This is a genomic window from bacterium, assembly GCA_030647005.1.
Classification (GTDB): Bacteria; Patescibacteriota; Patescibacteriia; order JACPHY01; family JACPHY01; genus JAUSKG01.
Genome location: JAUSKG010000022.1, coordinates 55,766 through 71,294 on the forward strand (window position 1 = coordinate 55,766; position 15,529 = coordinate 71,294).

A 15,529-nucleotide genomic window follows, 5' to 3' on the forward strand; every position below is an offset into this window, starting at 1 on the left:
ATCGTTACCGATTTTCCGATGATGCCGGTGCGCGCATGTAGGAGGTCATGGTACTCCCAGCGAGAGCGTGCGCAGCGAGTCCGGGAAGACGACTCACGAGAAACAACGCGTTACCAGCTGCGGAGGGAAAGCCGAGCGCGAGCGCGAGCGCCGCAAGGCATCCGTCCACATTCAGAGGGATACGACGACCCTTCGCCGTCGCGAGTGCCTCCGAGAGCGCACGAGCACGCTCCAAAGGAGGCCCTGCGATCCCGAGCGTCGAGGCGCGAATAAAAAGTGCGGTGGTCCGCGGGTCCTCCTCCGTATACACCTTATGCCCAAAACCGGGGAGACGTTCGTCTGCGGCGATGGCTGCATGCACAACCGCGACCGGATCGCCCGCGCGCGCTAACAACTCCATCGCCGCACTCACCGCGCACCCGTGCCGCGGCCCCATGGTGAGAATGCCGGCGGCGATCGCGGTGTGGAGCGCGTTCCCCGTCGAAGCCGAGACCCGCGCCGCCACGGTGGATGGTGGCTCCTCTCCGTGATCGCACGCAGCGACGAGCATCGCATCGAGCATGGCGCGCTCGCGCTCAAGCGGCCGCGATCCGCGAAGGAGGAGAAACACCACATCCACGAACGATGCCTCGGCGATGAGGGACGCGAGCGGAACGCCGACAACGTCGGGTGCATGCTCATGATGCGTGGAATTCATAGTATGCATACCACTGCTCCGCGACGAACAGCGTGCATCTCTCCAAGCTCCTGAAGAGTGCCGCAACATCCGTATCCCCATCATTGCGAAACAACGAGAGCGTGTCCAATGAACGAAATGCAGCCCCCAGAAGAGGGGCTGCACGTACTCCACCAACGCTAGGGCGGGCTCACGAATGAAACCTCGTCAATCACCATTGCAATACGCGCAGTACTACTGGATGCCACAAGCCGGAGACGCGTGCCCTCAATGGCGACATCCAACACCGTTTCGAACACGAGCACGCCGTCTATGAAGTACGCGAGGCGCTCTCCTTCCGTGAACTGCCAGGTGATGTGGTACCACCGTCCCATGGCGAGCACCATACCAAGATCTTCCATGAAGGACGACCCGTCTGCGTGCACCACCTCCACTCTTGCGTATTCACTCGACGCGGCGAATCGCACCAGTGCTGTCGTGGCGAACATCGCTTGAAAAAGCATCCCCACGTTCGCACCGCCGATCATCACCTGCGGGAAAATTCGTACCCCGCCAACGACATCCGACGCACAAAACAGCATCGGCCACTCGAATACTGCTTGCGTCGTCCCCTCCTGATAGGTCACGTCTACTGCAAGCGAACGGCTACCGATCGGCGTGCGATTCGGATCCTCGGTGTCCACGGGGGTCTGCACACAAGTGAGCGGCACGTCGCTCGTCACGGTTGCCTCCGGCATTGCACAGTCGTCTTCGAAATCCTCAAGGAACGTCATGCCGTTATCACGCCCGTCACAATCGGAATCCAATGTATCGCCGCAGATCTCTTGCGTAGGTAATACCTCGCCGTCGCACACGCCCCACCACGCGGTACGACACTCGTCGGGCTCGATGGAACAGTAGACCGGAACCTGGGTGACGGGAACGTTGGCTGCCAGGCCGATGTACGGCATGCACGTCTGGAGGCCGTTTGTACACGCGCCGATGCCAAGCGTATCCGGAGGGCCGGAGTAGCACGGCTGGACGAGCGGAAAGATGTTGCCGGTGCCGTCCACCGTCGCGTCCGCAGCACCGTCACAGTCCTCATCGAACCCGTTGCACCACTCGGCGGATGGGTAGACGGCACCGACGCACGTCCGCACGCCGTCCGCGCACAGCGTCGTGCCAGTTCGACACACGCCGATGCCTTCCGTGCTTTCCGGACCGTTGTAGCACACGACCATGGGGATGCCCTCATCCGTGTTGCCGTCGCAGTCATTGTCCACGCCGTCGCACGTCTCGGTCGTCGCGTCGCCGGGTGCAACGCTGCACGCGATCGCCGTATCGCCCGCACAGCCCCACACGCCTGTGCGCTCACAGACACCGCGGCCCACGTCACACTCCTCACCAAGGAGCAGGGACCATGGCTCGTCTACGTCGCCGTCGCAGTCGTTGTCCGCGCCGTCGCAGACCTCATCGGGAAAGCCGTCATCCACGGCATCGTTGCAATCGTTATCGAGACCGTCGCAGACCTCATCGGTTGGCTCGATCTCGATCGCGATGACTGTGGGGACACCGCCGATGCACGCCGTCACGCCCTGCTGGCATGCGCCGACATTCGTGCCCGTGATGTCTGGAACGAGGTCGTCGAGCTCGTCTGTTGCGCCATCGCAGTCGTTGTCCACGCCGTCGCAACGCTCGGTCGTCATGCTACCGGACGCAACGCTGCACGCGATTGCCGTGTCGCCTGCGCAGCTCCACACGCCCGTCCGCTCGCACGCGCCACGACCCACGCTGCACTCCTCGTCAACGAGGAGCGACCACGGCTCATCGGTGTCACCGTCGCAGTCGTTGTCCACGCCGTCGCAGACCTCCTGGGAAGGAAACGTGCCGGAGCACAGACCCCATGCGCGAGCGATGCAGTCCTGCACGCCCTCGATGCACGTGCCGCTCGTGAAGGCGCAGGGCCGCTCGATGCCCGTGTCGCAACAGCCGTCTACACCCTCATCGGTGTTGCCATCGCAATCGTTGTCGGTGCCATCACACGTCTCGTCCACGGGCACCATGATCTCCGCATCGCACACCGCACCGCTCCCGTCTGGCGCACAGCGCATCTCGCCCGTACGCTCGCACGCGCCAGTGCCGATGGAACAAGTATCCCCGATGACCGCATCCCACGGCTCATCGGTGAACCCGTCGCAGTCGTTGTCCGCGCCGTCGCAAACTTCTGCGGATACATCACCCGCCACGACATCGCAGTCGCAATGCATACCGTCTGCCGAGCACACCGACGTGCCGGATCGTTGGCAGACACCGCGTCCCACGGTGCAGGGTTCACCGACGCAGCCGAACTGCTCGTCGGTGTTGCCGTCGCAGTCGTTGTCTGCGCCGTCGCAGAGGTCCGGCTCGGGCATGGTGCCGGAGCACGCGCCCCAGGAGAACGTCGCATCGCACCACTGCTCACCGGCGACGCACGCGCCCTCGCCAGTGGAGCACGACACGCGCGTATCGGGGATGCAGCAGTCGAGGAGACCTTCGTCCACGGTACCGTCGCAGTCGTTGTCGTCGCCGTCGCAGGCCTCGTCCGTCGGTTCGAGCCCGGAGCACGCGCCCCACGCGCGAGCGATGCACTCCTGCGTGCCGGTCGTGCACTGACCGATCTCCGTCGAGCACGCGCGCGTGAGGCCCGTCTGGCAGCAGCCATCGCCGAGCCCGTCATCGCGCTCGCCGTTGCAGTCGTTGTCGATCCCATCGCACATCTCCGCGGACGGGTCGCCGGGCACCGCGCCGCAGACAACGCTGAACCCATCTGCCGTACACACCGTCACACCGTCCGCACGACAGGGGCCGATGCCGACGCTGCACGGAATGCCGAGCATCGCCGCGTAGAGCTCATCCACGGTGCCGTCGCAGTTATTATCGCGGCCGTCGCAGAAGTCCGGTGATGGGAGAGTGCCGGTGCAGGACTGCCACTTCTGATCCGCACCGCACCGCTGCTCGCCCACGACGCACGTCCCGACCATCGTCGAGCACGAAGTGATGGTCCCGGGCTGACAGCAATCCACGATGTCCTCATCCACCGCACCGTCGCAGTCATTGTCCACGGTATCGCAGACCTCCGCTGCGGGCATGGTGCCCGTGCACGTCCCCCATGCGCGCCCCGCATCGCACCGCTGCCGACCAATCGTGCATGCACCGATCTCGGTGCTGCAGTAGCGTTCGGTATCCGGCACGCAGCACGCGTCGCCAAACCCATCGTCTACGACACCGTCGCAATTGTTGTCGAGACCGTCGCAGATCTCCGCAGATGCGTCGCCGGGCATCGCATCGCAGACGACACGAAACCCGTCATCGCTGCACACGGTTGTCCCATTGCGCTGGCACGGCCCGACGCCCACGGTACACGGAGTACTGAGCTCATCCATGAACAACTCATCTACCTCGCCGTCGCAGTTGTTGTCGAGACCGTCGCAGAGGTCAACGGTTGGGATGCCAGGTTCTGCGTTGCATGCGGTCCCACCGCCGCGCGGCGCGCAGGTGATGGTACCCATGGCGCGGCACACCCCCTCGCCGACCGCGCACGCGGTCCCGAGGTCGCCGAAATCCTCGTCCGTCGCGCCGTCGCAATCGTTATCGAGATCGTCACAGGCCTCATTCTTGGAGTGCTGCGCCTGCTGGATGGTATCTTCAACACCTGTGACGCAGGTGACGATCTCCTCCTGGCACTCGCCAACAGCGGTGCCGAAGTGTCGCTCATTGAGATCCTCGTCTGTCGCACCGTCGCAGTCATCATCGCGCCCGTTGCAGACCTCCGCAACCGGTGCGCCAGCCGTCACGCTACAGCGCGGGGCACTGCCGTCCGTCGCACAGAGCGTCTCGCCCGTGCGCTCGCACGCGCCAACCCCCACGCTGCACGACTCGCCGAGTCCATCAAATCCCTCGTCCACCTCGCCATCGCAGTCGTTGTCCGCGCCATCGCAGACCTCGTCGCTGCCACAGCGAAGCGCCCACTGTGCGTCGTCGAGACACACCGCGCCGAGCGATGTCTGCGCGCACCGGTACCTGGTGGCGCACGCGCCGTCCGCATCACAGGCGAGATAGTCACTCAAAGGGCCAAAGTCCATGGCGCACGCACCCACGAGGGATGTGAGCGCCGCCATCACCACATATCTTCGCATCACGTCCTCCGTCGTTCCGTTGTTCTGTTGTGAAGGAGCTCCTCTTCCCCGCTCAACCCCATGTTGCCATGGGGTTGAGCGGGGAAGAGGCGCGTCGCAACGCGCCTCATGGAGCAGCTCCACCGGTGTCCTCATCTTCCATGATGAGGAGGACGATCGCGGTGATCGCAACGCTCGCACCAACTCCCAAGAGGATGTTCGCTCGCACGCCGGCAGCTTCGCCCTGCTCCTTCGCCGCGACCGCCTCGAGCTGTGTCGCGGCAATCGAGAATCCCTCCTGCGCAGACACCGTCTCCCATCCCTGCCACGCGCCGAGTCCGATTCCCGCGAGTCCGAGCGCGACACCGGACCACTCGGCGATCACGAGGCCGTAGGATGGTTTCTCCGGCACGTCAAAGTCACGGAATGGAGGTGTCAACGGTGCGCGCGAAGGGTCGGAATGATCCACGTCCGTTGCGGGTGGCGGATCGTCCTGACGAGATGGCGGGACAGTCATCACCGCATTGTTCGGCGGAGATGGGAGGTCCTCGACAGCAGGAACGATGTGCTCGTCCGACGCATCTGCTCCCTGCGTGCGCATCGTGCGAAAGAATTGCTCCGCCTGTCGCTTGAATTCCCGCGTGAGCACTCCCGCACCACCGGAAACCTCGAAGGTTGCTCGGTCGCTCACCGTCGAGCTCGCGACACGCACGCGGAACAGCGTCGCCTGGAACACCGTCACCTCCAGCCGATCAATGGAGACCATGACGATGGACTGCACGCGCAGCGTGCTGCCGATCTGCGCGAGGCACAGGATATCCATTGCGCATCCTTGGACGGCAACGACTGGCGAGAAGCCGAGCAGGCGTTCCGCATCGGTGATGGAAACGATATCGCCAAGCTGTCCCTCAAGGTGCGCGGTTACGAGGAGGATAGACGAGAGCTCCTCCGCCGTCGCTCCGGCAATCGCACCGTTCGCTATGACTGGCACCACGAAGGTGCGCTCGCGGGGTTCTTTCGCCTCAGCACTGCCGATCACGCTCGTCATGAAGACGAGGGCGATTGTACGCGCACACCACGTTCGCAGAAACTGCATGGAAATCCTCCTCTCCGTACTCTCTCCTCCAAAGGACTTGCGCTGAGGATACCCTGCGTGCGGCGCATCGTCAAACGCGCGCCTGCGCGGCGCGGACGGTCTGCGCGAGGAGCATGGCGACGGTGACGGGTCCCACGCCACCCGGGACCGGCGTGAGTGCGCCTGCGACCTCCGCGACATCCAGCGCGACGTCACCGACGACCTTCCCGTTCACGCGCGCCCACCCGACATCAATGACCGTTGCGCCTGCGGCAACCATCTCGCGTGTCACCATCCCGGGCTTGCCAGAGGCCACGATGAGGAGCTCGGCGTTGCGGCATGCATCGGCGAGCGCGGCCGTCTTCGTGTGTGCAATCGTCACCGTCGCATCGCGGGCTAAGAGCATCCCTGCGAGCGGGAGACCGACAAGACGCGACCTCCCAACGATCGTGGTGCGTACTCCGACAATCGGTATGTGGTAAAAATCGAGGATGCTGAGTACCGCCGCAGCGGTTGCTGCGCGAAATCCCGGCTCGTTGAGGTACGCTGCAGCGATATTCGCGGAGGTAAGTCCATCCACATCCTTTGATGGATCAATAGCATCGAGAACGGCGTGCATGGCGATGGCACGAACGAGCGGGAGCTGTACGATGATGCCGTCCACCGAATCGTCATCGCTCCAACGCCGCACCCGTGCGACGAGTGCATCGGTCGTGCGCGATTGCTCTGGTACTGCGTCCACCGTGCAGCGCATGCCGACCTGCTCGACCATGCTCATTTTCTTTGCCACGTACGTCCGTGACTCCTCCCGATCTGTGGCGAGTACGACCACGAGATGTGGCGGTCGCACACACACCGATACGTCCGCGCGCACGCGCGCGAGTATCGCATCTGCAACGGGTTGACCACGAAGTACGGTCATAGAGCGATCGCTGCACCGATCTCGCAAATAGTGCGCAGATACATGCACGTATACGGCGACAAACAACTTAGGACACCTACGAATGATCTGTGCGAATCTGCGCAGTGATCTCCTTAAACGCCCACACACGGTACATGGTGAAATTCCAAAGCACGACGAGCGGTGCCGCGAGTAGCTTTGCGAGAAGGTCGAGGATCCCGAGCGTGGCAACACCAAGCGCGAGCATCCCCTGCTCGATCCCAAGACCCACGACGGTGACGAGTATGAATTTCGCATACTGCACTCCGTAGCGCCGCTCGCGGTTCCCAAAACTCCATCGTTTGTTCCAGAAGAAACTCCACGTGACAGCCACAACGAACGCGAGCGCGTTCGCGGCGAGGTAATGCGCACGCCAGAACGTGGTTCCCCGCGTGAGCGCAGCGTACATACCAAAATTCAGCGCCGTATTGCTGACGCCGATCGTCGCGTAGCGAATAAATGATCTGCGCAGTTCAGCGTTTACCAAGTCGGCGATACGCATAGTGGACGATGAGTGCAATACATGCCAGTGTGACCGTCACGAGTGCGAGGAGCACAAAGAGCTGCTGCGTTGCGTGCGGACCGGCAGTCCGTGCGATCCGTGGTGCCGCAACCGCCACCACTCCCGACGTCACCAGTATTGATCCGAGCACGGTGAGTGTTGCGCGTTCAATCCAATCCATACCGCGATGGCTCGACTCGCTGAACCGATCGTGGAAAGGAAACGCAATGTACGAAAGTGCAACACCCGGCAGCACGAACGTGAGGAGGACACCAACGACCACTTTGCCGACACGGAGCAGCACGGGAATATCCATAGGTTCTCTCACACGAGACGCAACAACCGCCGCACACCGTCAGGCATGCACGATCAACCCATCAGCGTGCACGCGCAAGCTGGGGGCAAGATGACGTGCATACGTGAGCTGATGCAGGAGGATGGGAATTTCTTCCAACCGATCAGCAATGCGTACACCGGCATCGGCGAACGCAGCGACTTTTGACCGATAACTCCCACAACCAGCCGCAACGATCGCTCCCGCGTGGCCGAGGGTCGTCCCGATCGGCAGGGTCTCCGTAAAACGTCCCGCAACGACGGCCACGACCGGCTTCGTCCATACACCGGAAGCGAGATACGCTGCTGCAAGCTCCTCGTAGGCACCGCCGATCTCACCAAAGAGCACGACAGCATCCGTATCTTCATCATCCCGAAATGCACGGAGCATGTCCACGAAATCCGATCCAATGAGCACGTCGCCACCGATACCGACGGCCGTCGAGATACCGAGGCCCGCTCGCCGAAGCGTGACGGCAATCTCTGCGGTCATGCCACCACTCTTGGAGAGCACCCCCGTACGCCCAGGCGTAAACACCTCCGCAATCTCCGATGAACCGATGGCACCCACCTTGCCCTTCCCCGGTGAAATGATCCCGACCGAACTTGGACCAACGACGCGTACCTGTGCGATCCGCGATGCCGCGATGATGCGCGCGCTATCCGCAACTGGTACGTGCTCGGTCATAATGACGATGAGCGGAATGCCCGCCGCAATCGCCTCGATCGCGGCGGCGTAGACGTGCGATGCCGGAACCACAATGAGCGATGTCGTGATCGCAGGATGCACACGAAGTGCATCGATCACCGTGTCAAAAACCGGTACGCCGTGGACGCGCTCGCCCGCCTTGCCAGGCCGTACGCCTGCGAGCACCACGGTTCCGTACGCGAGCATCTCTTTCGTCGCTCGACTCCCCTCACTCCCCGTGATGCCTTGAACGAGCACGCGTGTGTGTTCATGCACGAGAATAGCCATATCCTGCTCCTATTGGTACGCGAGCTTACACATGATACGCGCGCTCTCCTCCATGGGCGTGGCGGAATCAAACGTATACATCTGATACCCTTCATGCGCCGCGGCATCCTGAAGCATGGCGAACGCCTCCGTCTTTCGCGGGCCATCGCGACGCACGACGATGGGATACGTCGGCCGTGGCAGTATCCTGCGTAACCCATCGAGGAACCCCTGCATCGTTCCGAGGATATCGGTGAAATTCGCCGTCCCACCAATAACCCAGCACCCGCGCAGTCCTTCTTGTGCAAGGACACGTATCGTGAGATCACGCACGACATCGGCGGATGGATTCCCGGAGTACTCAGCGTAATTCGCGGGGCGACCGCCGTGTGCCATGAGTGCATCAACGTTGAGGAGTGAAGCACCGCCGCCGGACGCGATGATGGCGATATCGCCACCCAGCGAAAGGAAGCGTCGCTCCTGCGGCCGCAGGATATCATCGTCAACGATCACCTTCGCATCGCCCGCGATACACCGTCCATCTGGTGTCATGAAGAGCGGATTGATCTCTGCGAGGAGCAGTCGCTCCTCGGTGAAACACGTCCAGAGCCGTGCGATACACTCCGCGAGCACCGCACGGTGCGCCGTTGGCACACCCGCACGATCCATGACATCCGCGATCGCCGTCGGCGCAATGGGTGCATCTGCCGTAATCGGCACGATGGTCGCGGCCTCGATCGCAACGCCACCGCTGACGCTCATCGCGAGCACGGGACCACGGGTCCGCGTATCATAGCTCGCGCTCACGTAGTACTCACGTTCCGCAGACACGAAGTCCTCAATGAGCACCCGCTCAGCGCGCATACCGGCAATGTCCGCTTCAACGCACCGCGCAAACGCAGGCAGGAACGATGCTACATCCTGCGCTACCTGGACCCCACCGGCCCTGCCGCGGCCACCGCTGCGCACCTGTGCCTTCATCACCGCCGGATACCGCCGCGCGGCCGGCACTACGCCACGATCCACGAGCACCCCATCGGGCACCGCGATACCGTAGCGCTGCAGAAGCAGCTTTCCTTCATATTCCATGAGGTCCATAGATGAGTATCACGATACCATGCACTCCACCGCGGAGCAATCATCGCGTGGACGAACGGATCATCCGGCCTGGATGTCCCAGAACATCGGTCCGAAAATATCTGGAGGAAGTCGGTACTCATCACCAGTATCCGACTCTGGATCGAACTGTTCGGTGACGAAGTAGATGAGCGACATCGGTCGCTCATACGGATTGGCCACCCCGTGCGCAACACCGGGCGGAATGCGGACCATGCGCGGACGCGCGGCGCCAAGCACAAACCGCATCTGCATACCCTGCGTGGGGGATCCCGTCCGGAGGTCCTTGAGACCCACGAGGAGCCGATCAGCAGATGGCACAAACCAAAAATCCGTCTGCTTCCGATGGAGATGCGTCGCTTTCACTGCGCCCGGAACGATCGTTGAGTAATTCACCTGTCGGATCTCCGCGTTTGCAGCACACTGGAGCATGCCAGCATCCAGACGACCAAGCTCAAGGAACGACCCCCCGTCATCTGCAAATTCCTTGAGCTCCAGCATCTCCACACCGACGATCCTCTCACTGGGACCGTAGTGCTGTTTGGTGAGTTGTGCTTCTATGTGTGGATCGAACATACGTGTTTCGCGGATAAACATGGTCGCACACCACATCTCCCGTCCCCGCCACATTACTCCCTAATGAAATTCACGATCTTGTCCGGCACAAAAACAACGCGCACAGGATCGCGCTCCCCGAGGTGCTTGCGGACATTCGCCTCCCCGAGCGCACGCGCCCGCGCATCCTCCTCGCTCGTACCCGCAGGGACACGGATCGTCGCGCGGTGCTTGCCGTTCACCTGCACGACGAGGTTCACCTCCTCATCCACGATCAACGTGGGGTCATAGTGCGGCCAAGGGTGAGCAAGAACACTTTTTTTGTTCCCGAGCTTCTCCCACAGTTCCTCGGCGAGATGCGGCGCGAACGGCGCGAGGAGACGCAGAAAATCCGAGCGTATCGGTGAACCATCCGCAGCAAACTCTCGCGGATCGCGCGCAACCAAGTTCATGAATTCCATCATCGCGGCAATCGCCGTATTGAACCGCATTGCCTCAATATCCTCACTCACCTTCTTCATCGTCTTATGGAGTGCACGCTTCAATGTTTTTTCTGACACTTCCTCAACGACGTGTTGAATTGGTCCGGTTGCATACGTCCAAACCTTTTCCAAAAACCGCCGACACCCCTTCAGCCCATCCGTGGACCACGGGACGGCCTGATCGAAAGGTCCAATGAACATCTCGTACAGACGCACGGCATCCGCGCCGTACTGCGCGATAATGTCGTCCGGATTCACAACGTTCCCACGCGACTTGGACATCTTCTCACCGTTTGCCGCCAAGATCATGCCGTGTGATGTGCGCTTCTGATACGGCTCCGCTACCGGCACAACGCCGATGTCGTGCAAAAACAGGTTCCAAAATCGCGAGTAGAGCAGGTGGAGCGTCGTGTGCTCCATGCCGCCGTTGTACCAGTCCACGGGGAGCCAGTGTTGCAGGAGCTCTTGGGACCATCGTCCCTGCCTGTCATTGCGAGGAGTCCGCGACGCGGCAATCCCGGTCAATGGAGTACGCGGAAACAACTCCCCATGCATCGCATACGCTAGGAAGTACCACGACGATCCCGCCCAGTTCGGCATGACATCGGTCTCACGTTTCGCCGGTCCACCGCACCGGGGACAATTGGTGTTCACGAACGAAGCAATATTCGCAAGCGGCGACTCCCCCGTATCCGTCGGCTCATACCGTTCCACCTCGGGCAACAAGATGGGGAGCTGATCCTCCGGTACAGGCACCGTCCCGCACGCCGCACAGAACACCACCGGAATGGGCTCACCCCAGTACCGCTGCCGCGAGAACACCCAATCGCGAAGCTTGTATGTCACGGTCATCGTGCCGCCGACGGCTTCCGTAATCGCTGCGCGGGCCTCATCGCTGCGCATGCCGTCAAACGCTCCGCTGTTCGTGAGCAGGCCATCGCCGGTATAGACCTCTTCATTGGCCGGGATTGCCACGTCGCTCGCGGATTCACTCCTCGCAATGACCGTCGTGATATGCAACCCATACTTCTGTGCAAAACCAAAATCCCGCTCATCATGCGCGGGTACCGCCATAATGGCACCAGTGCCATAGGAACCGAGGACGTAGTCGGCGACCCAGACGGAAATCTCCTCGCCGTTCGCGGGGTTCACGGCGGTGATGCCGGCGGCAACACCGGTCTTCTCGCGCGCATCTGCGGCGCGGTCCATGTCGGTCACCTTTCGCGCGGCCGCGACGTACGCGCGCACGTCATCGGACGCTTGCCAACCGGCATCCATCCACCGCTGCGCGAGCTCGGGTGACACGACGAGGAACGTCGCACCAAAGAGCGTGTCCGGACGCGTCGTGAAGACGGAAATCACCATGTCATTGCGAGGAGTCTGCGACGTGGCAATCCCGGCGTTTACTGTTGATGGCCAGGATTGCTTCGCCCCGACCAGAGCGCCGGGGCTCGCAATGACAGAAAACGTGATGTTCGCTCCCTCGGAACGCCCGATCCAGTTGCGCTGCTGCGCCTTCGCGGCTTCGATGTAGTCCACGTGGTGAAGACCATCCAAGAGCTGCTCGGCGTACGCGGTGATCTTGAGCATCCACTGTTCCTTCTCGCGCTTGTCCACGACGCCACCGCACCGCTCGCACCGTCCGCCGACGACCTCCTCGTTCGCCAAGCCAATCTTGCACGAGGGACACCAGTTGATCGGCACCCGCGCCTTGTACGCCAAGCCGCGCTCAAGGAGCTTGAGAAAAATCCACTGCGTCCACCGGTAGTACGCGGGGTCGGTCGTGTTCACCTCGCGCGACCAGTCAAAGGAAAAGCCGGCGGCCATGAGCTGCCGCTTGAAGTTCGCGATGTTCCGCTCGGTCGTCACGCGCGGGTGCTCACCGGTCTTGATCGCGTAGTTCTCCGCCGGAAGACCGAACGCATCCCACCCCATGGGGTAGAGGACGTTCTTCCCCTCCATCCGGTGCTTGCGCGCGATAACATCCATCGCCGTGTACGAGCGCAGATGCCCCACGTGGAGCCCGTCGCCGGACGGGTACGGAAACTCGACGAGGAGGTACTCCTCCTCGCCTCGTGCATCGTCGGCCGCGTGCGCGCGCTGCTCGTTCCACACGCGCTGCCACCGTTCCTCCATGGCTCCGTGATCGTATTTCGCCATACCCCTGCATCGTAGCACGGGTGTGCGCGCATGGCAGTACCGCTCCGATGTCCATCGGAGCGGTACTGCGCGGTTCCTGTTTTTTCTTACTCTCCTGCGGATGCATCGGCGGCGGACGGCGCAGCATCGGGTGCTCCCGTGCCTTCCGGTGCCTGCTCCAACGGGTTCGGCTCCTCCGCGACGCGCTGTTCTGCCGACGCGGCGAGGATGCCCTGAACGACGGTGCTGTTGTCGCGGAGGGACTCCGTGAAGAGCACATGCTCACGATTGATCTGCATCTCGTCCGTGGGACCATGGAGCTCGCTGCCGAGCTTCACGAGTGCGACATTCGGTGGCGGCTCCGGTTGCCCGGCGTCGCGCTGCTGGAGTGACGGCGAGACCTGGAGGTAGTACACGTCACGGAGCACGAGCGATTCGCGCGTCCGTTCCGTCAGGTGCCCAAAGTACACCTGCCCGTTCGTGAGAAACACCGCGCTCCAGGCACTCGGCGGCGTCGCTCCGGGCACGGACACCACGCCGAAGACCACGAGCGCAAGCACGACGACCGCTGCCACCGCAACCGCCCACGGCGTGAGCGCATGGACCGACGCAGGCGCTGCGGACGGTTTCATAACCGACGCAGTGCCAAACGCCCCCACCCGCTTCGCTGGCACGCGCCGGCGCGGGGCCTTCTGTGACGACTGCATCCCATACTCCTGTTGTTCTTCCATAGCATCAAGCATCATGACGACGAATCAGCAGCACGTCGCTGCGCGACTCGACATGATGGTTACGGTTACCCACATCGCTTCCATTGTACCACAGCACGATCATCCGTGTGCACGGTACGCACGATCAATCCGCTCGAGCGCGAGCGCATACGCGGCAATGCGGAGCGTGCGTGCGCCACGCGCGCGTGCAAAAACCTCGCGCGTCTCGCGGCACAGCTTCGCGCTGAGCTTGCGGAGCACGTCGCGCTCGCTCCAGTGCTCGCCGTCCATGTTCTGCTTCCACTCGAAATACGACGTCGCCACACCACCCGCGTTCGCGAGGACGTCTGGGATGACGGGAATGCCACGCTCCGTCAAAATCGCTTCCGCCTCCGGTGTGACGGGTCCGTTCGCGAGTTCGAGCACGACCTTCGCCTTGATCCGCCGCGCGTTCGCCGCGGTGATCGCGCCCTCGAGCGCAGCGGGGATGAGCACGTCGCACTCCTGCTCCAGGATACTCGCATTCGTGACGACCTTCCCACCGCTCACCGCCGCGCAGTCCACCACGCTCCCACGTTCTCGCTTGCACGCCATGACGACCGCAGCACTCATCTCCTGGGCTTGCAGCTGTCGGCTTGCAGCTGTCGGCTTCCTCACAATGCCTCCCCGCGAATCCGAGAGTCCGACGACACGCATCCCCGCATCTTCCGCGCTCCGTGCAGCCCAGTACCCCACGTTGCCAAAACCCTGGACGACCACGGACGGGGACGCACCAACCCCCCACCGTCGCCCGCGCTGCCGAAGCGCCTCGCGCAGCACGACAATGCCACCGTACCCCGTCGCCTGTTCCCGCCCCGCGCTGCCGCCCATCGCTATCGGCTTGCCCGTGAACGTCGCGCGCCATTCCTTCGCGCTTGCGGCTTGCAGCTGTCGGCTTGTGACTCTTCGCCATTCATCCACCATCCACCCCATGATCGTCGCGTTCGTGTGCACGTCCGGCGCCGGAACATCCGTGCGCGGGCCGATGACCGGACCGAGCGCGCGCACGAACCCGCGGCTCAGCCGCTCGAGCTCGCCGCTCGACAGCAACGTGGAATCCACCGTCACGCCGCCCTTCCCACCGCCGAACGGGATGTTCACGACCGCGCACTTCATCGTCATCCAGAACGCGAGCGCGCGCACCTCGTCCATGTCCACGTTCGGGTGAAACCGTATCCCACCCTTGTACGGCCCACGGAGCGACGAGTGCTGGACGCGGTACCCACGGAATAGACGCGTCGTCCCGTCATCCATCCGCACCGAAAACTGTACGTCAATCGTGCGCTCCGGCTCACGCAACCTTCCGAGGACATCCTCGCGCACCCGCACAACTGCGGCGGCCTGATCCAACTGCGCGAGTGCTGCGTGCCAGGGAGACATAGAATGCTATTCTACCACGCATCCACATGCGCACTATGCACATTGACCGTCGCTACGCCCGCACCTATACTCCAGAGACATGGAGGAACCCATCACCAAATCATACTTCGACGAAAAGTTCGACGGCTTCACCCGAGCGGTGGACGAAAAGATCGGCGGCCTCGCTCGAACGATGGACGAAAAGATCGGCGGTCTTGCTCGAGCGATGGACGAACAGATCGGCGGCCTCGCCCGAGCGGTGAAGGAGGGATTTGATCGTGTTGATGAGCGATTTGATGCAGTGGATGAGCGATTCAACACGATAGAGGGTGACATCGCCGACCTCAAATACCGCATGCGTCTCATGGAGGGCGAAATCCAAGCACTGAGCGCGAACATGGTGACGAAGCAGTACCTCGATGCAAAAACGGCGCGTTGGCGCCGTCCTGAGGACGTCTTCGGCCGAAGGATCTCGTACGCGTCGTGTTCCCGTTGATGCGAACATCCTCTCACCG

13 protein-coding genes are annotated in these 15,529 nt (G+C 62.5%); 1 reads left to right on the forward strand and 12 read right to left on the reverse strand.

Annotation, left to right across the window (positions count from 1 at the left end):
* Nucleotides 1-4 precede the first annotated feature (4 nt).
* The 12 genes from Q7S96_03055 to Q7S96_03110 all read right to left on the reverse strand — a co-directional run bounded on the left by Q7S96_03055 (nt 5) and on the right by Q7S96_03110 (nt 15,035).
* Nucleotides 5-697 (reverse strand): citrate/2-methylcitrate synthase, encoded by a 693-nt coding sequence (locus tag Q7S96_03055; protein ID MDO8463225.1) that lies wholly within the window; start codon nt 695-697, stop codon nt 5-7.
* 158 nt (nt 698-855) lie between these two features.
* Nucleotides 856-4,830 carry a MopE-related protein gene (locus Q7S96_03060; GenBank protein ID MDO8463226.1) on the reverse strand — a complete coding sequence of 1,325 codons (3,975 nt, stop codon included), beginning with the start codon at nt 4,828-4,830 and terminating at the stop codon, nt 856-858.
* Between the two features lie 106 nt (nt 4,831-4,936).
* Complete coding sequence (locus Q7S96_03065) at nt 4,937-5,905, reverse strand: hypothetical protein (protein MDO8463227.1); 969 nt, start codon at nt 5,903-5,905, stop codon at nt 4,937-4,939.
* 70 nt (nt 5,906-5,975) lie between these two features.
* Nucleotides 5,976-6,806, reverse strand: coding sequence for a bifunctional 5,10-methylenetetrahydrofolate dehydrogenase/5,10-methenyltetrahydrofolate cyclohydrolase (locus tag Q7S96_03070; protein ID MDO8463228.1), 831 nt, complete (start codon nt 6,804-6,806; stop codon nt 5,976-5,978).
* Between the two features lie 76 nt (nt 6,807-6,882).
* On the reverse strand, nt 6,883-7,326 hold the full coding sequence (locus Q7S96_03075) for a GtrA family protein (protein ID MDO8463229.1): 444 nt from the start codon (nt 7,324-7,326) through the stop codon (nt 6,883-6,885).
* Nucleotides 7,298-7,642: a hypothetical protein gene (locus Q7S96_03080; protein MDO8463230.1), complete on the reverse strand. Its 345-nt coding sequence runs from the start codon at nt 7,640-7,642 to the stop codon at nt 7,298-7,300. The genes Q7S96_03075 and Q7S96_03080 overlap by 29 nt, the downstream gene beginning before the upstream one ends.
* Nucleotides 7,643-7,681: 39 nt before the next feature.
* Nucleotides 7,682-8,635, reverse strand: coding sequence for a succinate--CoA ligase subunit alpha (locus Q7S96_03085; protein ID MDO8463231.1), 954 nt, complete (start codon nt 8,633-8,635; stop codon nt 7,682-7,684).
* A gap of 9 nt (nt 8,636-8,644) precedes the next feature.
* Entirely contained in the window at nt 8,645-9,712 is a 1,068-nt protein-coding gene (locus Q7S96_03090; GenBank protein MDO8463232.1) for an ATP citrate lyase citrate-binding domain-containing protein, read from the reverse strand.
* Between the two features lie 60 nt (nt 9,713-9,772).
* Nucleotides 9,773-10,306, reverse strand: a complete 534-nt coding sequence (locus Q7S96_03095) for a dTDP-4-dehydrorhamnose 3,5-epimerase family protein (protein MDO8463233.1) — start codon at nt 10,304-10,306, stop codon at nt 9,773-9,775.
* A 53-nt stretch (nt 10,307-10,359) separates the two neighbouring features.
* Complete coding sequence (gene leuS, locus Q7S96_03100; protein ID MDO8463234.1) at nt 10,360-12,927, reverse strand: leucine--tRNA ligase; 2,568 nt, start codon at nt 12,925-12,927, stop codon at nt 10,360-10,362.
* 86 nt (nt 12,928-13,013) lie between these two features.
* On the reverse strand, nt 13,014-13,637 hold the full coding sequence (locus Q7S96_03105) for a hypothetical protein (GenBank protein MDO8463235.1): 624 nt from the start codon (nt 13,635-13,637) through the stop codon (nt 13,014-13,016).
* A gap of 99 nt (nt 13,638-13,736) precedes the next feature.
* A complete protein-coding gene (locus Q7S96_03110) occupies nt 13,737-15,035 on the reverse strand; it encodes a Glu/Leu/Phe/Val dehydrogenase (protein MDO8463236.1) in 1,299 nt (432 codons plus the stop codon).
* A gap of 79 nt (nt 15,036-15,114) precedes the next feature.
* On the opposite strand from Q7S96_03110, the gene Q7S96_03115 reads away from it, so the two are divergent.
* Complete coding sequence (locus tag Q7S96_03115; GenBank protein MDO8463237.1) at nt 15,115-15,510, forward strand: hypothetical protein; 396 nt, start codon at nt 15,115-15,117, stop codon at nt 15,508-15,510.
* The last annotated feature ends 19 nt before the right edge of the window (nt 15,511-15,529 follow it).